The 21178-nt window shown below is 59.4% G+C and carries 23 protein-coding genes; 7 read left to right on the top strand and 16 right to left on the bottom strand.

Annotated features, from left to right (window positions below):
* Positions 1–7 precede the first annotated feature (7 nt).
* Both AC1RO0_RS09095 and AC1RO0_RS09090 read left to right on the top strand, forming a co-directional pair.
* Entirely contained in the window at positions 8–3190 is a 3183-nt protein-coding gene (locus AC1RO0_RS09095) for a hypothetical protein (protein ID WP_498592575.1), read from the top strand.
* A gap of 53 nt (positions 3191–3243) precedes the next feature.
* Entirely contained in the window at positions 3244–4995 is a 1752-nt protein-coding gene (locus AC1RO0_RS09090; protein ID WP_498592574.1) for a pectate lyase, read from the top strand.
* A gap of 56 nt (positions 4996–5051) precedes the next feature.
* On the opposite strand, the gene AC1RO0_RS09085 is transcribed toward AC1RO0_RS09090, so the two are convergent.
* The 11 genes from AC1RO0_RS09085 to AC1RO0_RS09035 are packed head-to-tail and all read right to left on the bottom strand — an operon-like array spanning position 5052 to position 12679.
* Positions 5052–5858, bottom strand: a complete 807-nt coding sequence (locus tag AC1RO0_RS09085; protein ID WP_498592573.1) for an EscU/YscU/HrcU family type III secretion system export apparatus switch protein — start codon at positions 5856–5858, stop codon at positions 5052–5054.
* Positions 5845–6660 carry an EscT/YscT/HrcT family type III secretion system export apparatus protein gene (locus AC1RO0_RS09080; protein WP_498592572.1) on the bottom strand — a complete coding sequence of 272 codons (816 nt, stop codon included), beginning with the start codon at positions 6658–6660 and terminating at the stop codon, positions 5845–5847. Before AC1RO0_RS09080 ends, AC1RO0_RS09085 begins: the two co-directional genes overlap by 14 nt.
* A gap of 5 nt (positions 6661–6665) precedes the next feature.
* On the bottom strand, positions 6666–6935 hold the full coding sequence (locus AC1RO0_RS09075) for a flagellar biosynthetic protein FliQ (RefSeq protein ID WP_498592571.1): 270 nt from the start codon (positions 6933–6935) through the stop codon (positions 6666–6668).
* 3 nt (positions 6936–6938) lie between these two features.
* Complete coding sequence (gene sctR, locus AC1RO0_RS09070; protein ID WP_498592570.1) at positions 6939–7592, bottom strand: type III secretion system export apparatus subunit SctR; 654 nt, start codon at positions 7590–7592, stop codon at positions 6939–6941.
* Positions 7592–8602 (bottom strand): type III secretion system cytoplasmic ring protein SctQ, encoded by a 1011-nt coding sequence (sctQ, locus tag AC1RO0_RS09065; RefSeq protein WP_498592569.1) that lies wholly within the window; start codon positions 8600–8602, stop codon positions 7592–7594. The genes sctR and sctQ overlap by 1 nt, the downstream gene beginning before the upstream one ends.
* Positions 8599–9918: a FliI/YscN family ATPase gene (locus AC1RO0_RS09060; protein ID WP_498592568.1), complete on the bottom strand. Its 1320-nt coding sequence runs from the start codon at positions 9916–9918 to the stop codon at positions 8599–8601. Before AC1RO0_RS09060 ends, sctQ begins: the two co-directional genes overlap by 4 nt.
* Entirely contained in the window at positions 9911–10474 is a 564-nt protein-coding gene (gene sctL / locus AC1RO0_RS09055) for a type III secretion system stator protein SctL (protein WP_498592567.1), read from the bottom strand. Before sctL ends, AC1RO0_RS09060 begins: the two co-directional genes overlap by 8 nt.
* Complete coding sequence (locus AC1RO0_RS09050; RefSeq protein WP_498592566.1) at positions 10471–11088, bottom strand: hypothetical protein; 618 nt, start codon at positions 11086–11088, stop codon at positions 10471–10473. Before AC1RO0_RS09050 ends, sctL begins: the two co-directional genes overlap by 4 nt.
* Entirely contained in the window at positions 11088–11909 is an 822-nt protein-coding gene (gene sctJ / locus AC1RO0_RS09045) for a type III secretion system inner membrane ring lipoprotein SctJ (protein ID WP_498592565.1), read from the bottom strand. Before sctJ ends, AC1RO0_RS09050 begins: the two co-directional genes overlap by 1 nt.
* Positions 11906–12373, bottom strand: coding sequence for a hypothetical protein (locus AC1RO0_RS09040; RefSeq protein WP_498592564.1), 468 nt, complete (start codon positions 12371–12373; stop codon positions 11906–11908). Before AC1RO0_RS09040 ends, sctJ begins: the two co-directional genes overlap by 4 nt.
* 57 nt (positions 12374–12430) lie before the next feature.
* Complete coding sequence (locus AC1RO0_RS09035) at positions 12431–12679, bottom strand: hypothetical protein (protein WP_498592563.1); 249 nt, start codon at positions 12677–12679, stop codon at positions 12431–12433.
* Between the two features lie 511 nt (positions 12680–13190).
* Between AC1RO0_RS09035 and AC1RO0_RS09030 the strand changes: the two genes are divergently transcribed.
* A complete protein-coding gene (locus AC1RO0_RS09030) occupies positions 13191–14171 on the top strand; it encodes an AraC family transcriptional regulator (protein ID WP_498592562.1) in 981 nt (326 codons plus the stop codon).
* Positions 14172–14183: 12 nt separating this feature from the next.
* Here AC1RO0_RS09030 and AC1RO0_RS09025 read toward each other — a convergent pair whose 3' ends face one another.
* From AC1RO0_RS09025 to AC1RO0_RS09005, 5 genes are all read right to left on the bottom strand, one after another.
* Positions 14184–15179 carry an AraC family transcriptional regulator gene (locus tag AC1RO0_RS09025; RefSeq protein WP_498592561.1) on the bottom strand — a complete coding sequence of 332 codons (996 nt, stop codon included), beginning with the start codon at positions 15177–15179 and terminating at the stop codon, positions 14184–14186.
* A 228-nt stretch (positions 15180–15407) separates the two neighbouring features.
* Positions 15408–16181 (bottom strand): DeoR/GlpR family DNA-binding transcription regulator, encoded by a 774-nt coding sequence (locus tag AC1RO0_RS09020; protein WP_498592560.1) that lies wholly within the window; start codon positions 16179–16181, stop codon positions 15408–15410.
* Between the two features lie 231 nt (positions 16182–16412).
* On the bottom strand, positions 16413–17261 hold the full coding sequence (locus tag AC1RO0_RS09015) for a transglutaminase-like domain-containing protein (RefSeq protein WP_498592559.1): 849 nt from the start codon (positions 17259–17261) through the stop codon (positions 16413–16415).
* Between the two features lie 84 nt (positions 17262–17345).
* On the bottom strand, positions 17346–17663 hold the full coding sequence (locus tag AC1RO0_RS09010) for a hypothetical protein (protein ID WP_498592558.1): 318 nt from the start codon (positions 17661–17663) through the stop codon (positions 17346–17348).
* Positions 17660–17923: a hypothetical protein gene (locus tag AC1RO0_RS09005; RefSeq protein WP_498592557.1), complete on the bottom strand. Its 264-nt coding sequence runs from the start codon at positions 17921–17923 to the stop codon at positions 17660–17662. The genes AC1RO0_RS09010 and AC1RO0_RS09005 overlap by 4 nt, the downstream gene beginning before the upstream one ends.
* 521 nt (positions 17924–18444) lie before the next feature.
* On the opposite strand from AC1RO0_RS09005, the gene AC1RO0_RS09000 reads away from it, so the two are divergent.
* From AC1RO0_RS09000 to AC1RO0_RS08985, 4 genes are all read left to right on the top strand, one after another.
* Positions 18445–18762, top strand: coding sequence for a co-chaperone GroES (locus AC1RO0_RS09000; protein WP_498592556.1), 318 nt, complete (start codon positions 18445–18447; stop codon positions 18760–18762).
* Between the two features lie 48 nt (positions 18763–18810).
* Positions 18811–20445: a chaperonin GroEL gene (gene groL / locus AC1RO0_RS08995; protein ID WP_498592555.1), complete on the top strand. Its 1635-nt coding sequence runs from the start codon at positions 18811–18813 to the stop codon at positions 20443–20445.
* A 73-nt stretch (positions 20446–20518) separates the two neighbouring features.
* A complete protein-coding gene (locus AC1RO0_RS08990; protein WP_498592554.1) occupies positions 20519–20902 on the top strand; it encodes a hypothetical protein in 384 nt (127 codons plus the stop codon).
* A 72-nt stretch (positions 20903–20974) separates the two neighbouring features.
* Positions 20975–21142 (top strand): hypothetical protein, encoded by a 168-nt coding sequence (locus AC1RO0_RS08985; protein ID WP_498592553.1) that lies wholly within the window; start codon positions 20975–20977, stop codon positions 21140–21142.
* Positions 21143–21178: the final 36 nt, after the last annotated feature.

Genomic DNA, 21178 nt, shown 5'->3' with positions numbered 1-21178 from the left:
CAGACATATGGTGGATTCCGTCAATAACTCGACCTATCCGGACTTCCTGCAACAGGACATGTCGAAAACCGGCGATCTTCAGAACGAGGCGACGAAGCGCCTTGTCGAGGAATACAAGAACGCGGACCGCAGCTTCGAAAGCGTCGACGTCGCGAAGAACCCATCGAAATATACGGCCGAGCAGAAGTTGATCATGTTCCTTGATCTCCTGCAGTCGAAGGCCAACTACAACGGTTACACGGATGCCGTCGGGCAACATTATTCCTGGTATGGAGCCGATGCCAACACGACGGCCGGCGTCGTCTTGCGCACGCACAAGGAAATCAAAGCCGATTACGACCGGGCAATTTCCTCGCTGGAAGCCGATACCGATGTTCAGACGCTTCTCAACAAGCGCTTGTTCCAGGAAATCAGGGAGATGTTCGCGGAAGGCAAGAATCCCGAGGCCTATGCCGCCTTCAAGGATCATTTCGCGGCGAATGTCGTCAGCGGTAAAATGCTGACGGACGGGCTGGCAGCTGGCGAACCGCTGCAGGAGGTTCTCAACAATTACTCGTCGGCCCTTTATTTCTATTCCCAGGTTCTGTCCGATGCGGACTTCAAGAGCATGGCTCCGGAAGCGGACAAGAACTACTCGGACTTCCTCCAAACAAACCTTCTGGACGGTTCCGCACCTACGGACGCGCTCGACGGCCTGGCGGGGAGCACAAATGGCGATAGCAGCGCACTCGACAAGCTCCCCGGCTTCGGCAGCGTGCTGCCGGTGGTTCCCGATAGCGAGCTGGCAACCACGGTCTTCGGCGACGGCCTCTACGACAAGAACCTGATGCAGGCGCTGTCGGGCCAGACCGAGCTGTTCCGACCGACGGTAGAACTGCTTGCCAAGCAGATGTATGGCGACAACAAGGTGGCAGCGGACGCCTTCACCGCGAAGGTCATGGAGCTTCTCCCCACAGCTTGGAACCAGATGGCCAACGGCGGTTCGGCACTCGATTTCTACGGGCTTTTTGACCGACTTTTCCAGAAAATCGAGGTCCCCGCCGGCGTCAATGCCACGGACTACAAGACCAGCATCCGGGAAGCGGTCGGCGCCCTTGTTCAAGGCGGCGCGCTCGTCTCCCAGGCGCAGCCGACAGACATCGCACAGCCACTCGTGGTTCGGGACGCCGATGGCAATTTCGTTCGCCAGTCCGGTCTCAACACCTATAGCAAGGACGAGATTTCCGCGATGATCGCGGCTGCCACCGGCCTTGCCGGCCGATCGCGCGCCGACAGCAGCTCGCGCAGTAGCGAGAGCCGATATGATTCCGATCCGGCCAACACCGCCACGATCGAGCGGAAGATGTTCGGGACGGAAAACCACGCCTGGGATAGCGCAGTGAGCGGTGCGTTTGCCTTCAAGGACGTGGAAACCGCCGCCTCCAAGCTGACGGATCTGGTCGGCGACCGTGCCCCGGACTTGACGATCACAGCGCCGACACCGGTCAGAAACGGCTACGGTTTCGACAGCGTGTTGCCGACGATGGCCGATAGCGGGCTCGCCACCACCGTCTTCGGGGACGGCCTCTACAACAGCGACCAGATGAAATATCTGTCGGGCAAGAGCGAGTTGTTCAGGCCGACGGTAGAGATGCTCGCCAACCAGTTTTTCGGCGACAACAAGGTGGCTGCCGACGCCTTCACCGCCAAGGTGATGGAGATCCTGCCTTCGCTTTGGGACAAGATGACCAGTGGCGAGATGTCCGCCGCCGACTTCCAGGGACATTTCGACCGGCTTCTTCAGAACGTCCCCGTTCCCGACGGCGTAAACGCCGCCGACTACAAGGCCGCGATCGAGGATGCCGTCACCGCGCTGATTCAGGGCGGAGCCGTTGTCGCGCAAACGGAGCCCTCGGATATTTCGCAGCCTCTGGTCGTTCGCGACGCCAACGGCAATTTCGTTCGACAGTCGGGTCTCAATACCTATAGCGACAGTGAGATCTCGGCAATGATCGCCGCCGCCACCGGTCTCGCCGGCCGATCGATTACGGACACGCATACCCGCCAGCCGGAAGGACGCGGCGGCGCGGACGAAAGCTACAAGTCGACCGTCGACAACACGTTGTTCGGCATCGAAGGCAAGGCCTGGGACAAGGCCATGCTGGAAGCCTTCGCGACCAAGGATGTGGAAACGGCGTCGACGAAACTTTCTGATTTCGTCGGAAACTATTCGGGCGACTATGAGGTGACGCGGCCGAAGGCCGTTACCACCCTGGACTCGACGCAACGAGCAGAAAACCTCGCGACCGTGCTCCAGCCAACCATTTCGACGATGGCTCAGGACCTGTTCGCAAACAATCTGCCGGCGCAGCAACAGTTTTCCATCAACATCATGTCGATCGTCACCTCCGTTTGGGGCATGGCCAAGCCCGGCGGCGACGTCTCCACCCTCATGAAGCAGTTGCGGGAAAAGCTGGAGGTCGAGGTCACGCCTCCTCCGGGCGTGGAAAAGAACAAATACTTCAACGCATTGATGGATGGCGCCAACGCGCTCGTCTACGGCAGCGTCATCGCCTATCGCGCGACGACCGGGCGCAACGCCACGCCGGACGCCATTGCCGCGACCGTTCTCTACGGCACCTCCTTTGCGTCGAAGATTCTGAGTGGAACCGGGCACTTCCTCTCCACCGTCGAGGACGTCGGCAAACTGTTCGGCAACGGAGCCTCCTGGAATGCGAAGGCGTCCACCATGTTTGCCGCCGATACACTCAAGATGGCGTCGAGCGCCTTGGGCGCCGTTATCGGCGTGGGCTGGATCGGGCTCGACATATTCTGGACGATCGGCGCCAAGAGAAGCGGCGCCGACGCGCTCGAACTCTCGATGTATTCGATCGCGACCATCGCCGACAGCATCGTCGGCTTCGGTTCGGTCATCGGCGCGGCAGCCAAGGGGCTTCAATACGGCATTCCGGAGCTTGCCGGCGCTCTTTCCTTTACGAAGACGTTCAGCACGGTCATGGGCGTCGCCAGCCTCATTTCAAATGCAATCTGGCTCGGCATAACAGCCTATGCCGACATCAAGGAATCCCGCGAGTTCGACAAGCTGACGCACCGGATGAATGACGAGACCGAAAAGCTCCTCGACGATCCCATCCTCTTCAACGGCCCTCGCATTCCAGCGGGCGGTTGGCCGGACTGGTCTCCCTGGTAAGGCGGTCCACCGCACTGTCAAGGGGCAGACAGCAGTTCAACTGGGGGTAGAAAATGCATAGCATAGACGCATACAGGCCCATTGATTTCGATCGGAACATCAATGATTTCGAGTCCGGTTGCCACGACCGCACATCGGGCAACGAGAGAATTTCGACGGATACCACACGTTCCGACGCTCTAGACTTTCTGAAGGGGGCGACACGCAAGACGTCGCCCTTTGATGAAAGCGACAGCCAGGCGCCTTCCGTCAGCAATTTTATCTCGCTGGCGGACAAAGGTTCGAGCACCCAGAGCATGGATCCCGAACTGCAGTCGGTATTGAAGAAGCTGATCAACTGGCTCTTCGGTGACAAGAAGGGCGTCGATACGCAGGACCAGACGACCCAGCCCTACGCACCGACCGATATTCGGGAGGTCAAGTCCAGTCCCGACGACGCTGTCGACAAGATGATCTCTTCGTTGCTGGATAACAGCACGGCTGCAAAGTCCATGGATCCCGAGTTGCTGTCGATCCTGAAGGAGCTTCTGACCCTGCTTCTTGGTGACAAGAAAAATGCCGGCCAGAGCGCTTCCGGCAGCCCTTTGACGAAGGAAAACATATCCGACCTGTTGGATAACAGCCAGGCGGCGAAGACCATGGACCCGGAGCTGCTTTCCATCCTGAAGGAGTTGCTGACCCTGCTCCTCGGCGACAAGAAGGACAGCAAGCCGCAGGAAGCGTTCTCGCCCGTCTCCCAGCCAACCGAGACTAAGAAGACATCGCCGGAAAGCCCGCTGGATGAAACTGTCTCCTCGTTGCTGGACAGCAGTCCAGCCGCAAAGACCATGGATCCCGAGCTCCTCTCCATTCTGAAGGAGCTTCTGACCATGCTCCTTGGCGACAAGAAGAACGCTACGCCGAGAGCTTCCGGGAGCCCTTTGACGAAAGAGAGCATATCCGATCTGCTGGACAGCAGCCCGTCCGCGAAAACCATGGACCCGGAACTGCTTTCGATCCTGAAGGACCTCGTTGCCTTGCTTCTGGGCGACAAGAAGGATGCAGGCGCACCGAACAGCGGCTTCAAGCCGGTACAGTTGGCGGCAGATAGCGAAAACCCTGATAGCGGAAAGACCGCCGACGGCACCAACACGACCCAGCCCGTCCACTCCGAAACGACCAAGATCGCACCGGGCGACTATCCCACCAGCGAAAAAATCGCCTCCGTGCCCGAAACGACCGATGTCTCCGAGCGTGGAAAAGTCATTGTCGTCGACACCCCTATCGTCGTCGACGGCGGTGTTTTCGACGGCAAGGGCGCGACCTACACCGCCTCTTCCAAGCTGGGCGATGGCGGGCAATCGGAAGACCAGAAACCCATCTTCATTCTGAAAAACGGCGCCACGCTCCAGAATGTGACTTTGGGTGAGAACGGCGCCGACGGCATTCACGTCTATGGCGGCGCGACGCTCGAAAACGTCAACTGGCTGAATGTCGGAGAGGATGCGCTAACCGTTAAGAGCGCGGGCGACGTCACCATTCTCGGCGGCTCGGCCAAGGGCGCCACCGACAAGATCTTCCAGATCAACGCGGATACCCACTTCGTCCTGAAGGATTTCGATGCCGACGGCTTCACGTCACTGGTACGCACCAACGGCGGGAAACAGATCGACGCCGACGTCATCATCGACGGCGGCTCCTTCTCCAACGGAGCGAATGTTTTCAGAACGGACAGCGCTCTTGCCAGCGTCTCGTTCCAATCCGACATCACGCTCAACAATGTGAAGAACTGGACGCGCGTCGGCGACGATCAGTCCGGCGTCTGACGCAGCCGGCCGTTCGCAAGCCTCTCATCAATACCGAAAGCCGGGATGGGCACCGCCTATTTTCCCGGCTTTTCCTTGCGCGGCGGCGCATTGCGCATTTCCGCGCCGACACGGCGGCGTGCCGATCTTAGATGCGGATCGCCTTGCGTATCCTTGTGTTCCCGCCGTGCTTCCGTCTTGGTCATGCGGTGTTCGCGGCGGAACAACAGGCGTGAGATGGAAAGATCGAAGAACGCAGCGGCGAGCATGATCGCGGCGGCGATGACGACGATCGTGCCGATCAGGTGTGCAGCGACGGATAGCGAGCAGGCCTCGCCGCAAAGCGGCGCCCAGAAAATCCCGTTCAGAAAATAGAGGATGGCGCCGCCACCCGCGATCGAAAGGAGAATGACCTTGACGATGCCTTTGAGAAATTCCACCAGGCTCGTCAAGGAAAAAAGCTTCTTGATCCCACTCGCCGGATTGAGCCGGTTGAGATCGAAATTCATATGCTTCATCGACACCGGAAAGCCCTGGCCGTCAAGGATCGACACGGCAATGGTGATCGCAAGACCGAGTAGTATGGGCATCCACAATATGCCGAACAGTATCTCGGCCATATCTGCGACGGTCGTCAAAGGAAAACCGGGATCTGCCCGCGGACTTCCGGTAAGGCCCGCAGCTTCAAAACCGACACCGAAAATCCTGGCGAAATCCCGCAGGATATTGCCGAGCGCCCAGGCGAGATAAGTGGCGATCGCCAATACGGAGATGGCGACCGGGATTTCCTTGGAACGAGCAACCTGGCCTTCCCGCCTCAACCGGTCGAGCTTGACCCGGCTTGGCGGCAGGCTCTTTTCCTCCGTATCATCATTTTTGGACATCGGCGGTCTCGAAGATCGACTTCACCTCGGCAAAGCCCCGGATCCAGATTTCATTGAAATAATTGCCGGCGAACATGGCGTAGAGCACCAGCACGGCGGCCACCGCCAGGTTCTTGAACGTCGCCACGCTGTCGTTCAGCGGAAACTGCTTGGCCGAACGGCCGACAAAGCCGAGCGACAACTCGATCGCCCCGATGACGATGACGAAGGGCGCCGCCAACAGCGTACCCATCCGGAAGAGCTGGATGAAGATATCGAGGATGATCCTAAGCGCATCCCCGTCGAAGGCGGGTCTCAACGCAAACAACGGCCAAAATTCGAAAGACTTGTAGAAGATGGCGACGAGGTCGGTAATGCCGCCGGTCGCCACAAAGATGGCCAGCGCGATCGACATCAGCACCGAGCCGAGCGTCGTCGTCTCAAGCGCATTGACCTGATCGAAAAGATTGGCGGCGTTGGCGCCACGGTAGACATCCGTCATGTCGCCCGCCGATTGCGCAGCCCAGAAGGGAATGCCGAGCCCCATGCCGATCAGTCCGCCGAAGACGAATTCCTTCAGGAACAGGAGACCGAGGATGAGATAGCTCGTCTGGCCCTCCGCCAACACCGTATGGGCAAAGGCGACGGCCGGCGCGGAGAGACCGATGGCAAGCCCGATCCGCAGCAGCCCGGTGATGCTGAACAGCGAAAACAGCGGAAAGATGGAGAGAATGCCGAGCGCCCTCGCCGCCCCGAGCGCCATCGCCGCCGGGATCGCAGTCTGCAAATTGACGACGGGGAACTGGGCAAGGCTCGTTTCCATCCAGCCTACTGCACCATGGTCGGAAAGTCGTTGAAGATGTGGATCGAGTGCTCCAGCAAGGGCGTTGCCAGCGCGCGCCCGAAAACAAGCAGCACGAAGGAGAGGACGAATATCTTGATGATCTGCGCGATCGTCTGTTCCTGGATCTGCGTTGCCGCCTGGAATATGGCAATCACCAGCCCCAGGATGGCCGCAAGGCCGAGCATCGGGCCGGCGAGCGCGAATGTCGCGAGGATCGACGCGCCGATTTCCGCCGAGATCTGCTCCTGTCCCATCACTCAGCTCGCATAGGAAAGCACAAGCCCTTCGAGCAGTCGGCGCCAACCATCGACGCCGACGAAAAGAAGCAGCTTGAAAGGCGTGGAAACGACCGTCGGCGACATCATCTGCATGCCCAAGGCCACGAGAATGGCCGAGACCGCGAAATCGATCATCAGGAAGGGCAGATACAGCAGAAAGCCGATCTCGAACGCGCGGGTCAGCTCGGAGACGAGAAAGCTCGGTGTCAGGACGGTGATGTCGTCGGGGCTTGCAGGCAGGTTCGGGGTATCGCCCCAGATGCGTTGCGACGAGTTGACGAAAAACTGACGAACCTCCTCATCGGAGAATTTCATCATGAAGGCCTTCAACGGCGCGCCAACCTCCGAAAGACCGGCCGCCAGGCCATTGATCGTATCGAAGTGAACATCAGCGCGCAGAAGCACTTGCCAGCACTGCTGAAGGATCGGGTTCATCACGAAGGCCGACAGCACGATGGCAATTGCGAAGACGAGCAGGTTCGGCGGCGTCTGCTGGATGCCGATGGCGTTGCGGACGATCAGAAGCACGACGGCGATCTTGGTAAAGGAGGTGGCCACGACCGCGATGACGGGCAGAAACGAGATGGCGGCCATCGCCGCCAATCCTTGTGTCAGAGGAAAGGCGCTTTCCATCAGGCGTGCAACGCGGTTACGCGGACGGCCGTGAGGCCGTCGAGTGTGACGATCTCGCCCCGGCCGATGATCCGTCCCTGGGCGACGATCTCGACGGCGCCCTGTTTCGGGCGGTCGAGCGGGAAGACATGGCCTTCGGCAATGCTCTCCAGTTCCGATAGCGGCAGCTCGATCCGGGCTATATCGAAGATGAGCTTAACGGGAATATCGCCGATAGACGCAATCGTCGGCGGCCCCTGCAAATCTCGGTCGATTGTTTCATTACTCATGAAATGCCTCATTGGTCCATTTGGCCGTGTCAGCAACGGTCCGCAAAGCGTCGCGCCCTCGCTGGAAAGGGTGCAAGCGGCCAGAAAATGCTCGCCGGTGACGGCTATCGCGGTCTCGATCGCCACAGGATCGATCACGATCCCGTCGCCGATCGAAAGCTGCTTGAGTTCGCGCGCGGAAAGAACCGCATAGCCGCGCCGGATGGCGATCTCAGCCGTCAGCGCGGCAAGCCGCCGGCGCGGAAGACGATTGGCCCATCGCCTCAGACCCATCAACATCGGCTCGGGAAAATGACCGCATAACGGCAAGGAAAGCCCTTGCCATGTAACTTCAAAACCGAAATTGCCAGGCAGCCCGTGAGGTGCCGCAGGGCCGACTTCCGTCAAGGCGATCTGCCCACCGATCTGCGCCTCGACCCTCTCGAGAACATCCGACAGCAGATATTCCAGCACCGCTGCACAGGCAGGCGGCGAAAGACGGTCCCATTGCGCCAGCGGCTCCAGCCGGTCGACGATCAATTTAAGGGTAGCGCCAGGTGCCAGGAGTTCGACCGGCTCTCCCGCAATGGTCAAGCCGAGACGCGCCGGATCGCCCATCCTGTCCATCGCGATATCAGGAGCAAGTGGCCGGATCGCCAGCACACCGTCGTTGAAGGGTATCCGCCAAGGTTCGCACGCCTGCGGAACTACATGTCCGGAATGCAGACCAGCCAGCGAAAGGTGATTAAAGGCCGCATTCATCGGGCCAGCTCCTGCAGCCTGGCGACGGTCTCGTCGAAGGACGGTGCTTTCGCATGCCCGCTGAAAAGAAAATTCCCGATCTGAGTTCGCTTGCGCACGGCTTCATCGATCGCCGCATCGCGCCCCTCCTGATATTCGCCGACGCGAATGAGAAGCTCGACTTCCTTGTAAAGCGCCAGCATCGAGCGCAACCGGTCTGACGCTCGCCGGTGTGTTTCCGTCACCACCGCATTCATCGTCCGGCTTCTGCTTGCCAATATATCGATCGCCGGAAATTGCCCGGCCTGGGCGATCCTGTCGGACAGAACGATATGGCCGTCGAGAAGTGCGCGGGTTTCTTCGGCGATTGGGTCCGTCCTCTCCTCGCCCTCGATCAGAACGGTATAGAAAGCCGTCATCGTACCCACGGCGCTATTGCCGGCGCGCTCAAAGATCTGCGGCAGGAGCGCAAACACCGAGGGCGGAAAACCGCGCCGCACCGGTGGCTCGCCCGCCGCCAGTCCGATCTCCCGGAGTGCCCGCGCCAGGCGTGTGACACTATCGACCACGAGAACGACGCGCTTGCCCCGGTCCCGAAAATGCTCGGCAATCGCCGTGGCGGTCAGCACGGCTTTGAAGCGTTCAAGCGCCGGTCGCTCGGACGTCGCCGTGACCAGCACGGCGTTTGATCGCTGTCCCGCGGGCATGACGAGCTCGACGAACTCTCCGATTTCGCGGCCACGCTCGCCGACCAGGGCACAGACGACGACGTCGGCATCCACATTCTTGACGATGTCGGAAACCAGGGTCGATTTTCCGGCGCCTGGCGGGCCGAAAATGCCGATCCGCTGGCCCTCGCCGCAGGTCAGAAGCCCATCTATGGCCGGAATCCCGACGGGCAGATGCCGCGCAACCGGGCGGCGCGTGAGGGGAGCTGGCGGCGGGGTATAGAGAGGCTGGCTGGTTTCATCCGCCCGGCCCGCCACGCCCTCGGCCTTGCGGATGATATTGCCATGCGCGTCGATGACGGCACCGAGCAGGAAGTCTCCGACCGCGATCACCGGTTCGCGCCCTGTCGGGATGACTTCGGTGCGGACCGATATACCGCGTGTCGTCCCATGCAGCGACAACAGCGCCGTTTCCCCCTCGATGCCGACGACATCGGCAAAGCCGACCTCATCCGTTCCCGGCTCGCGCAGCTCGCAGAGTTCGCCGATACGCACGGCCGGAACATTCGCGCGCACCAGCAGGCCGGAAACGCCGGTGACCCGGCCGCTCGCGCGGCGCGTCCGCGTCTGGTCAATCGCTTTTTCCAGTCTCGCCAGCGCTTCAACCACGGCCCGCGACCTCCACGAGCGCGGTGATCTGCTCGCGCATGCCGATATGGGCTCGGCTTGTCGATGTCTCCATCACCATCTCCTGTCCGGATAACAGGGGGTCGACGAGGATATCGAACGAATGGCTCAGCCCTTCGACGGCACGGCGCACCAGCGCCTCATCTTCCGGCGGCACGTAAAGACTGACCGTCTGTGTGGCGGCCGTATCGGCAATCGCCCGGGCGATGATCCGGCGAATACGATCATCCATATCCATGGAGCCGACGATCTGCGCTACAGCCTTCAGCACGACCGGACCAATCCAGTGATCCAGGTCACCCAGCTCCCTCTCGGCCTTGCAGGTGGCTTCGGCAAGGGCCTCGGAAGCCTTGCGCAAACCGTCTGTGAATCCGTCCTGATAGCCGGATCGTCGCGCTTCCTGCCGTTCGTCTTCCGCCTTTACATGCATGTCCGCAGCGGACTGAAGGGCGGCAGCGACAAGATCCGCGGCATCGTGGATCTGCCCAAACTCGGCCGCTGGTATGATCCGCCGCTGGCTAAAGGGGGCTGATGTCACCGCCGGCTCTCCCACTGAACCGTCGCAACAGCCTTGCCGATGGCGATCGCGGCGGAGCGGATCAGCGATATCGAGCCACCGTCCCGCCTGCTCTCCCATTCGCCAAGCCAGATCGGCGCTAAACCGCTGTCGGCAAGCCAAAGACCGAGGATCGCCCAGCCGTCCGCCTCGACAAGCCGCCGGACCTCCTCGTCCGCAAAACCAGGCAAGGCGGGTGCCGACGGGGACAGATGAGCGTGGCCGCAGGCGAATGCCAGAGCATCCTCGCCGAAGATGGCGGTCAGCGTCGCCACTTTGTCCTTGCTCAGCACAGGACCAGCGGCGGCGAGGTGATAAGTCAGGCCCGCTGACAGCGCCGCGTCCCGCTGCATTTGCGGCGAAAGCGTCAGCAGATGACCGGTTTCGGCCGGCAGACAGGCGGGATCGCCGCCGATCTCAGCGCGCGCATGAAACAGGCGTGACTGCAGCCTCGGTGTCGCATCCAGACGGCGCAGAAGATCCGCATCGATTTCCTTCAGCCACTTTGCGCTGCGACCGGCTCCGGCAAGTGCTGCCCGGCGGACCGCCGCATCCTTAAGCGCTGCCTGTTCGCCATGGCCGCTTGCCCGCGTCATCAGCTTTCCTTCCGTCGCGGGAGGAGAAGAATAAGGCTGGCGGCAATCGCCAGCAAGGCCGAGCCTGCGATCGAAAGAGTGCGATAATCCAGAAAGGAGGCCAGCCCCTGCGTAGCAGTCGCGATAGTGACCTGCGCGGGCACCTGTTTGGGTTCTGCTGCGACGCCGGCGGGCGCGGCTCCCGCGAGGGAGCCGATCTCCGACCAGGGGCTAACCACCACCGATACATCTTCGTAGGCGAGACCCCGAACGCTGTTGAGCAGCAAGGACCGGCTCTTCATCTCGATATCGACCAGATTGGCACCCGGACGGTATTGCAGCAGCGCGGAAGCACGCGCCTTTTCCTTGATGAGACCCCGCCCATTGTCTTCCGGAAGCACGATATGCACGCGGGCGGAGGCGACGCCATCCAATGCCGATAGCGTCTCGCCAAGCTGCTGCTCGACCGCATAGCTCATCCTGGCCTTCTGCTCGAGCGGCGTGACCAGAAATCCGTCCCCGGGAAACAGATCCGCCATCGTGCGATGCGGCAGGCGCGGCAGACCAGCGTCTGAGAGCAGCTCGATTGCCCGCGCGTGATCGGTTTCATCAACGGCGATCTTGAAGACGCCACCCTTCTCGCCGGTTACCGTTGCGCGGATGCCGGCACGTTCCAACAGCACTTGCGCATCGCGCGCGTCCCGCTGATCAAGGCCGGTCAGAACATCCTCGCTGCAGGCCGACAGGAAGGCAGCACAGACGAGAACAAAAAGGACTCCCGCCGCGCGGCGCAGAGATGACAATGAAAACGAAGAGGGTAACACCACGGTCGGATCACTCATTGGCCTTGCGTCAGCCGCTTCGACGACGACATGACAGATTGCGTGAGAGAGGAGATGAGCGTCGTGCCGGTGGCGAATTGCTGAGACTTTTCCAGCCTGTCGATGGCGCTCTCCAGGTTCTCCGTCTTCGCCGGGTGATCACCGGTCTCGCCCGGTTTCTCGACGAACCGCACCAATGGCGTTTCGGTCGCCGTACCCTTCGGCATGATGAAAGAGGTAATGCGATCGAGGAAACTCAACGTCTTGGTCTCGATCGGTGTGGGATCGAATGAAGGGGCCGTCTCGCTGCCCGGCATGATCTTGCGCAACTGTACGCCAGGCGAAATCGACTGCTCGACTTGAAGGCTCTCCCGATCCGTCCCTATCCGGAGGGAAACGGTCTCCACCGTCTGCAAGGGCGCTCCGGATCCGACCGCATCGGCAGGAGGAACAAAGGCACCTCTGGGAAGGGCATCACCACTCATCGGAAATTCCTTGTACGCGATACAATCCGCTTGGTCAGTGAAGGCGAGGCCGAAGGACTATTCCTGATCGCCCTCGTCGATGGCTTCCTTCGCAAAGTTGAAAAGCGAGTTGTTGAGCATCAGCGTGTTGGAGATCATGCTCGGCAAGAACGCTTCGACCGCAGCATTCAGGACCTCTTTCTCGCTATTGGGATCAATCTTCTTCGTCGTGTCGCTGCTGCTTGTGTTTGACGACGTGGAGCTTGGCGCATCCGCAGGCGTGGTTGGAACCGTGGCCGGATTTGGGGTTACCGCTTCAATCGCCATGCACGTTCTCCATCTGGAAGAGCTGATCAATGCCGCCCCAGGTAATATTTCGCCAAAATCATGGTGTCAATTCATTAATTATAATAGATAATTAAAAACGATGACAATTTATGGAGTACCTATGAGCATCTCCTTACTTCACCTGTACCAAAATTGGATTCTTGCTTGAAAACTATAGCAATAAGACACGACCAATCCAAAAAGCGAAACTTATATCCGCAAAACGCGCGAATTTTTTCTTTGTGGATGATATCAAATTATTGTTTTGAAATGCCGGGAGCGTGCCACCCAACCTGCGCGACCGCTTTTCCGCCGAAGACGACCGCTATATCCGCCTTTTCAAAAGCGGAGTGCCGGACTGGGCTGTCGAACAATCCGTTTACCCATATTCCAATTGAATATGCGTCCGTGGGCGCCATTTACGCCGCGTTTACAGGGTGCGCTCTAGGCATGAAGGGCATCAATGAACCCTATCGCCATTGACGAACGCTTCCGGCATACGAGGCAAGGCATGAAGTTACCATTGAAACCGGCGATGACCGAAGGAAGCCTCCGCTACAGCGGGAAAGATCCGGATGGGTTATCAGAGGCGCTTTCAACGCCTGCATCGACGATAAGGGTCGAGACGACCGCAAACAAGACCATCTCCTACCGATGCGAATTCGCGCCTGCCGGTTCAATCTCTTTCGGCCTGTGCACCTATGACGGCGATTTCCGATTGGCGCGTGAGACAGATAGCGGCAAGTTCCTGATCTTCATTCCCTTGACCGGAGACGCAAGTTTCAACACCAGCAAGGAGACGTTCGGCTCAAGGCCAGGGCGCGGCTTCATTACCAATGGGATACCATATGGCGACATGCACATCATGGGGCCGCGCCAGCATCTGACCGTGATCCTTGATCGAAATGAGATGATCAACCGGCTCAGCGAACTGCTGGAAACACCTGTCGGCGGCAATCTTAACTTCCACCCGGATATCGATCTGGCCGCCGGTCCGGGGCGGATATTGCAGGATCTGGCGGAAGCGACCTTTAGCGGGCTGGCGCAAGATACAGCCTTACGTCAATCGCCTCTCGCGCTGTCAAACCTGACAGGCGCCATAACCAACCTCATTCTGGAGACCGTGCCGCATCGCTTTTCAGAGGCACTTGCCAGGATAGCCCCGGCGCCGGCGCCACGCCATGTCAGGCGTGCCATCGATTTCATGCAGGCCAACCTTATGCGACCGATCTCGATTGCCGACATGGCCGCAGTTTGCCAGGTCAGCGTGCGGTCGCTTCAGAAGGGTTTCCGGGACTTCAAGATGACGACGCCCATGGCCTACCTCCAGCATCTTCGACTGGAAGCCGCCCATAGGGAACTTCAGGAAGCAACGCCGGGGCTGACTGTCGCGGCAATCGCCCTGAAATGGGGTTTTACCCATTTCGGCCGTTTTGCCGTCGACTACAGGCTTCGATTCGGCCAATTACCGTCGCAGACCCTGCGACGGTAATGTATGCCGGTTTCAGCGGCCATCGAGGCCTGCGGAATGCCCGGATCGGAGTGTCTGCGACGGCAGACAGCCATAACTCTTCCTGTAATCGCCCGAGAAGCGGCCCAGATGGGTAAAGCCCCACTTCTGCGCTATGGCAGCGACGGATGTCGCCGGATTTGCTCTGATGAGATCCCGATGCGCAGCCTCCATGCGCTGGTTGGCCAAATAGGCCGTGGGGGACATGCCCTTGAACCGCTTGAAGCCTTCCTGCAGCGATCGAATACCGACCTGGGAAGCCTGCGCTATGTCGCCGATCGAGATCGGCTGCGAGAGATTGGCCTGCATGAAATCGATGGCGCGCCGGATATGCCGGGGAGATGGCAACGCCGGCTGCCGGGCCAGCGCGCTTGAAAAACGATGCGGCACGTTTTCGAGCAACAAGTGGATCAACCCAGTGGACAGACAGGAAAGGGCCGCCGGCGACTGCAACAGGGAGGCATCCTCATTCAATCCGGTCGCCAGGATTTTTGTCACGCGGGAAAATGCCAGTCCGGCCTCAAGGCGCAGGTCGAATTCGGGCGCCAGGTCGATCGAGCCGGAGATGGGTTGCTCCAGCATGGCGGACAATAGCCGGACAACCTCGTTCTGATTGATAATCAGCGAAAGATGCTCGCGATCGCCCTCGATCACGACATCAGACAGGCTGGTCATATCGATGATCGTGCCTTTTCCGGGTTCGGAAACATGGCGCCGATTGGACGACGATATCGTTGCCGCTCCCGAGAGCGGAACGTAGATCAGAAACTTGCTGTCTTCAGCCTTCTGGTGAAACGTCAGTCCGCCCTGATATGCCGCGCGACCGACGCCAAGTGCCTCGGCGGCAACGAAATCATATTCGGCGGAAAATCCCGCATCGCGCAGGGCCTCGACCTTTGCTGGAGCCTTGCAACGGCTCAGTATCTCAGAAAATTCATCCGCGTCAGTACCCCTGAAGGTTAAGGACAAACCAGGTTTCTCGCGCTGCATTCCGGTGCTCCCCGAACTAGAATGAGATGAAAGCGCTGGGCAAAATTGCCGTCGCGCTTATCCAGAGACGCCCCACCGTCCACTTCCTTGCCACTATTATCACACTAAATGTGTAGTTTTTATTTTTTGTTTATTTAAGAACATAAAATTTTCGTTTTACAACAAAAAAATCCAGCACAGAGATTTTCCGCGCTGGATCAGCAGTTCGCTCAGTCAATTCAGATGATTTCAGGCGATATGCAGCCGGACGCCCGAAGCTCCGATCACTCGCTCCAGAGCCCCGTCAGGAGGCAAGTCCGTGACAAAATCCGAAACTTCCGTGATCGATCCCAACGACACCAGGGCTGCTCGATGGAATTTGCTGGAATCGGCAACGAGCATGACGGAGCGAGCCTGACCGATCGCGACACGAACGATATCGACTTCGTTTTGATCGTCATCCCCGATACTGCCGTCCTCTTCGATGCCACTAACCGCAATGACCGCGACATCGAACCGGAACCGCCGCACGAAGTCGACCATCGCATCGCCGATAACGCTACCGTCCACATGGCGGACGAAACCGCCCGGAACGGCAATGGTGAAATCCGTTCGATCCATCAGGATCATCGCGGCGCGCAGACTGTAGGTAACAACCTTCAATCCCTTGCGCGCGGCAAGCGCCTCGGCGACTGCCTCGCAGGTCGAGCCTGCGTCGAGGAAAAGCGTCGCGCCATTCGGCACGAGTTCCGCCGCACGGCGGGCAATCCGGCGCTTCACGTCAACCTTGTCGACACGCCGCTGGCGATAGGTGCCAGGATCGATCGGACTGGCAAGGGCGGCCCCGCCATGGTAGCGGCGCACCTTCCCACTATCCGACAAATCAGCAATGTCACGCCGGATCGTCTGCGGCGTGACAGAAAGTGCATCCGTCAATTCCTCGACCGAGGCATAGCCCGTTTTTTCGAGGAGGGTCAGTAAAGCCCGTTGGCGGATCGCCCTTTTCTTCAGATTATAGTCCATTGGCGTCACGTAATTCCAAGTCCAGCACCTCGAATCCCAACATCATGCGCCGTCCGAGACGCCCTTATTTGTCGTCAGACCAAAGATGAAAGCAAGATGTTCCTGGCGATGCCGAGTAGACTTTTTGTGGAATCGGGGCGATGCACTATTCCACTACAGCGAGCATTCCCTTTCGGCTCCCGCTTCTGGAGAGCCACTGAAAGCAAACTCAGCAGAATTGGCAGCGATGTTTCATTGCCCGGAATTGAACGCCGGCGCACTCATGCCGGAGCTAAGGCTCTCTACCTCGTAGGTCCAGACCCGGAATGCCTTCAGCACATGCGGCCCGAAGGAATTAATGAGCGGAATATCGGCGGCATCGCGGCCGCGCGCCACGACAATGCGTCCGATCCGCGGCTTGTTGTTGCGCGGATCGAACGTATGCCATGCTCCATCGAGGAAGACTTCCATCCAGGCACTGAAATCCATCGGATCGACGACGGGAACGCCGATATCACCGAGATGGCCGTTGACATATCGGGTGGGAATGTTGAGGCAGCGGCAGAGCGTGACGGCCAGATGCGCGTAGTCACGGCAGACGCCGACACGCTCGTGGAAAGCCTCGAATGCCGTGCGCGTCGATCGTGCCTGCATATAGTCGAAGCGGATGTGGCCATGGACGAAATCGCAAATAGCCTGCACGCGTGCCCAGCCAGGCGTGGTCGCGCCGAACGTATCCCAGGCAAATTGGCTCAGCCGGTCGGTTTCGCAATAGCGGCTGCCCATGAGATAGACGAGGCAATCATCCGGCAAATCGGAAACCGGGATCTCCCGGGCGTTGGGCAATATCCTGTCCGTCTTGCCGTCGTCCTCGATCGTGGCGTCGCCCCAGATCGTCAGGTCGCCCACCGGCGCGACAAGCCTGAGGCATCGATTGCCAAAGAGATCATGGTACGTCGATGTCGGAACATCCGGGGTGGTAAATACAGTTTCCGGCGCTCTGATATCCGCCGCGCGGTCGTCGTGGACCGACAGCAGGCAAACCAGGGCAGTCGGCTGCTGGCAGGTCAAGGTCATTTCGTAACCGTAGCGGATCAGCATAAAGAGGGCTCCTGTGCGGCAAGACTAACAAGCATGTGGACGTTCAGATTTCGGCGGCACTTTTCTCACTTGGCCTGCTCGTTTTCACGAGAGCCATGGTTTCGCTCCCTGAGCGTGACCGAAAGTCTTCTCCATGAGGGTCTCTCCTCCACTGGTTGAGGCGCGCACCGATTCCAGCTGGTTTTCCATCATCACCCGTTCATGAGGCTCGTCCTCATTGCGGATGCGGTATTGCAGCATGTTGCCTCTCGGCGGCAGCGTACCGGTGACGCGGTAGGTGCTTCTGAATTTGGGAGCTGCCATACCGGGGCCTTTCCTGATCCAGACGGCCTGCCCCACGGCAAAAAGATGCATGGCGGGATCGCGTCGGATCGGATGGGTACCGCTTTTTGGATCGGTCATGATTGCTTATGGTCCTTTTCGAGTGCGATTTCGAGATCTGCTGGATTGATCGGCACCATTTGGTGCTTTGCGCCCTGCATGGCGATCCCCGGCAGATGGATGAAGGCACCGACGCGACGCCAGGCAAGCCGGGAGATCCCCTCGATGGCTTCCTCGTCGTGATCGACACAGTATTCGCCGGCCGGTTGCGGCACGTCGCACCCTGGCAACAGGAATGGGAACGAAAAGCTAACGACGGTTTGCGTGGTGCGGTTAGTCATGGCGTGGCTCTCCGCTGGAAGACACAGATGCATCTCCCTGCACTATTCTCATCGGAACCGAAACGATCCGGACTCTGCCGGTACATCCAAGGTCCGTGCGAGGGATCATCACAGGTTCGGACAGTGCGACGCGCGCTGGAACGGCGCTATGCATTCGCTATCGAGAACTCGGTGACACAGGCGGGTCGTTAAGTCTCAGACACCGCGAAAGCCGGAAAAGCTCAAATAATTGAACCATACACATACGACTTCATTGGTGTGCAATCAAGGATAATTCAGATTTCATTGCGAATATTCATCAATAAAATTCAAAAATCGTAAAATAAAATACCGAATGAATATCCATATAATTGGCACCAATCACCTAATTCAGGTTAAAATCGGAAGCGGAATACCCGATTTATATTTCACAATAATTTTCATATACGCGTAATATTTCTTGGCACTCCTATCTATCGAGTGCCACAAGTGCTATTTAAGACCATCAGCCGCCATAAGCACCGGCTGCAGAAAGAACCCCTATGAAATTCCGTCCACTCCACGATCGCGTCGTCATTCGGCGCGCGGAAGGCGATCTCAAATCCAAGGGCTGGATCATTATTCCCGACACCGCCAAGGAAAAGCCGCAGGAAGGCGAAGTGATCGCCGTTGGTCCGGGTATCCGCAATGAAGACGGCGCGTTGATCCCGCTCGACGTCAAGACCGGCGACACGATCCTGTTCGGTAAATGGTCCGGAACCGAGATCAAGATCGATGGCGAGGAACTCCTCATCATGAAGGAGGCCGACATCATGGGCATCGTCGGAGAGACCGATGCAGTCGCCCAAAAGGTCGCCTGACGATCGATTTCCAATCCCACAATTTCAAGACTGAACTGGATAAACGTCATGGCTGCCAAGGAAATTAGATACTCCGCCGATGCGCGCGATCGCATGCTCCGCGGTGTCGAGCTGCTCAATAATGCCGTCAAGGTGACGCTAGGCCCCAAGGGCCGCAACGTCGTGATCGCCAGCACCTATGGCGCGCCGCGCATCACCAAGGACGGCGTCACCGTTGCCAAGGAAATCGAACTGGCCGACAAGTTCGAGAATATGGGCGCGCAGATGGTGCGCGAAGTGGCCTCCAAGACCAATGACCTTGCCGGCGATGGCACGACGACCGCGACGGTGCTCGCGGCCTCCATCCTGCGTGAGGGCGTGAGGCTTGTCGCCGTCGGTATGAACCCAATGGACCTCAAGCGCGGCATCGACCTTGCGGTCACCGCCGTCGTCAAGGAAATCCAGGCACGCGCCAAGAAGGTCCAGTCCTCCAGCGAGATCGCCCAGGTCGGCACCATCGCCGCCAATGGCGACGCGAGCGTCGGCGAAATGATCGCCAAGGCGATGGACAAGGTCGGCAACGAGGGCGTCATCACGGTCGAAGAAGCAAGAACCGCCGACACGGAACTCGATGTCGTCGAGGGCATGCAGTTCGACCGCGGTTACCTGTCACCCTATTTCGTCACCAATGCCGAGAAGATGCGTGTCGAGCTTGAAGATCCCTACATTCTCCTCCACGAGAAGAAGCTCGGCAATCTGCAGGCAATGCTGCCGATCCTGGAAGCTGTGGTGCAGAGCGGCCAGCCGCTGTTGATCATCTCGGAAGATGTCGAAGGCGAAGCGCTGGCGACATTGGTCGTCAACAAACTGCGTGGCGGCCTGAAGGTCGCGGCCGTCAAGGCTCCCGGTTTCGGCGATCGCCGCAAGGCGATGCTGGAGGATATTGCCGTCCTCACAGCCGGTCAGGTGATCTCCGAGGATCTCGGCATCAAGCTCGAAAATGTCACAGTCGACATGTTGGGACGCGCCAAGCGCGTGCTGATCGAGAAGGACACGACCACCATCATCGACGGCTCCGGTGAGAAGGTAGCCATCCAGGCGCGCGTCCAGCAGATCAAGGCGCAGATCGAGGATACGACCAGCGACTACGACAAGGAAAAACTGCAGGAGCGACTGGCGAAACTTGCCGGCGGCGTCGCGGTGATCCGTGTCGGCGGCGTAACCGAGATCGAAGTCAAGGAAAAGAAGGACCGCATCGATGACGCTCTGAACGCCACCCGCGCCGCGGTCGAGGAAGGCATCGTACCGGGGGGCGGCGTGGCGCTGCTGCGCGCAAAGTCGGTCCTGACCGGGCTGAAGGGCGAAAACGCCGACATAACAGCCGGCATTTCGATCGTACTGCGCGCGCTTGAAGCTCCGATCCGGCAGATCGCCGACAATGCCGGCGTCGAAGGCTCGATCGTTGTCGGAAAGCTCATCGACAGCACCGATCACAATCAGGGTTTCGACGCGCAGACGGAAACCTATGTCGACATGGTCAAGGCCGGCATCGTCGATCCCGCCAAGGTCGTGCGGACCGCCTTGCAGGACGCCGGCTCGATCGCAGCACTTCTGATCACAGCCGAGGCGATGATCGCCGACATTCCGGCAAGAGAATCCGCCCAGACAGCCGGAAATGGCGACATGGGCGGCATGGGATACTGACACCAGCATCTATACCGCTCGGCCAACCTGGCCGGCGACGGAACTCGAACAACCCCAGACAAGGAAAATTGCCATGGCCATGCAAAACGCATCGATCGCGCAGCGTTTCGAAAGCTACCAGCCATCCAAGACGCTGCTCGTATGGGCCTGCATCGCCACGGCGGTCGTCACCATGATCGTTGGCTTCAGCTGGGGCGGCTGGGTGACGGGTGGCACATCGCGCACCGCGGCGGCGACAGCCGGCGTCGTTGCGCGCGGGGAACTGGCATCCGCCATCTGCGTCCAGCGCTTCAACGCCGCGCCGGATGCGGCCTCAAAACTCATCGAGTTCAAGGCCATTCCCGACAACTACAAGAAGCGCCAGTTCGTCGACGCCGGCGGCTGGGCGATGATGCCGGGCCAAACCGCGTCGGACAGCCGCAATCTCGAGAGCTGCGCCACCGCTCTTTCCATGTGAGACCTCTTTTCAAAAGCGCCCCGACTTCGCACGGGGCGCTTTTTCTCAATCCGTCAGATCAGGAGAATGACAATGATCCGTTTCGAGAAAAAGGCCGACCCGAAGCCCTTACCGAAGGACGTCGAGGACAAGCGCCCCGACAAAATCCCCGAAACAGCAGCCGCAGAGCCCAAGAAACCTGGCGCGGACGGCGTGCGGTCCCGTGCACGGCAGCCGACTGACGACGACCGCCTTCTTTGAGAACATCTTTCAGCGGCTCGTTTGCTCTTGGAATGC

It is taken from the genome of Rhizobium sp. GW821-FHT14E12 (assembly GCF_058803745.1).
This window is presented reverse-complemented; position numbering and strand designations above follow the sequence as displayed.

Excerpts from the sequence above, each read along its gene's own strand:
- AC1RO0_RS09025 (WP_498592561.1), bottom strand. The coding sequence starts at position 15,179 with ATGCAGCGCGAGAAACCTGGTTTGTCCTTAACCTTCAGGGGTACTGAC.
- AC1RO0_RS09005 (WP_498592557.1), bottom strand. The coding sequence starts at position 17,923 with ATGACTAACCGCACCACGCAAACCGTCGTTAGCTTTTCGTTCCCATTC.
- AC1RO0_RS09090 (WP_498592574.1), top strand. The coding sequence starts at position 3,244 with ATGCATAGCATAGACGCATACAGGCCCATTGATTTCGATCGGAACATC.
- groL (WP_498592555.1), top strand. The coding sequence starts at position 18,811 with ATGGCTGCCAAGGAAATTAGATACTCCGCCGATGCGCGCGATCGCATG.
- AC1RO0_RS09015 (WP_498592559.1), bottom strand. The coding sequence starts at position 17,261 with ATGCTGATCCGCTACGGTTACGAAATGACCTTGACCTGCCAGCAGCCG.
- AC1RO0_RS09000 (WP_498592556.1), top strand. The coding sequence starts at position 18,445 with ATGAAATTCCGTCCACTCCACGATCGCGTCGTCATTCGGCGCGCGGAA.
- sctJ (WP_498592565.1), bottom strand. The coding sequence starts at position 11,909 with ATGAGTGATCCGACCGTGGTGTTACCCTCTTCGTTTTCATTGTCATCT.
- AC1RO0_RS08990 (WP_498592554.1), top strand. The coding sequence starts at position 20,519 with ATGGCCATGCAAAACGCATCGATCGCGCAGCGTTTCGAAAGCTACCAG.
- AC1RO0_RS09040 (WP_498592564.1), bottom strand. The coding sequence starts at position 12,373 with ATGAGTGGTGATGCCCTTCCCAGAGGTGCCTTTGTTCCTCCTGCCGAT.
- AC1RO0_RS09085 (WP_498592573.1), bottom strand. The coding sequence starts at position 5,858 with ATGTCCAAAAATGATGATACGGAGGAAAAGAGCCTGCCGCCAAGCCGG.
- AC1RO0_RS09050 (WP_498592566.1), bottom strand. The coding sequence starts at position 11,088 with ATGACGCGGGCAAGCGGCCATGGCGAACAGGCAGCGCTTAAGGATGCG.
- AC1RO0_RS09030 (WP_498592562.1), top strand. The coding sequence starts at position 13,191 with ATGAAGTTACCATTGAAACCGGCGATGACCGAAGGAAGCCTCCGCTAC.
- AC1RO0_RS09080 (WP_498592572.1), bottom strand. The coding sequence starts at position 6,660 with ATGGAAACGAGCCTTGCCCAGTTCCCCGTCGTCAATTTGCAGACTGCG.
- AC1RO0_RS09075 (WP_498592571.1), bottom strand. The coding sequence starts at position 6,935 with ATGGGACAGGAGCAGATCTCGGCGGAAATCGGCGCGTCGATCCTCGCG.
- AC1RO0_RS08985 (WP_498592553.1), top strand. The coding sequence starts at position 20,975 with ATGATCCGTTTCGAGAAAAAGGCCGACCCGAAGCCCTTACCGAAGGAC.
- AC1RO0_RS09010 (WP_498592558.1), bottom strand. The coding sequence starts at position 17,663 with ATGACCGATCCAAAAAGCGGTACCCATCCGATCCGACGCGATCCCGCC.
- sctQ (WP_498592569.1), bottom strand. The coding sequence starts at position 8,602 with ATGAATGCGGCCTTTAATCACCTTTCGCTGGCTGGTCTGCATTCCGGA.
- AC1RO0_RS09095 (WP_498592575.1), top strand. The coding sequence starts at position 8 with ATGGTGGATTCCGTCAATAACTCGACCTATCCGGACTTCCTGCAACAG.
- sctR (WP_498592570.1), bottom strand. The coding sequence starts at position 7,592 with ATGGAAAGCGCCTTTCCTCTGACACAAGGATTGGCGGCGATGGCCGCC.
- AC1RO0_RS09020 (WP_498592560.1), bottom strand. The coding sequence starts at position 16,181 with ATGGACTATAATCTGAAGAAAAGGGCGATCCGCCAACGGGCTTTACTG.
- AC1RO0_RS09035 (WP_498592563.1), bottom strand. The coding sequence starts at position 12,679 with ATGGCGATTGAAGCGGTAACCCCAAATCCGGCCACGGTTCCAACCACG.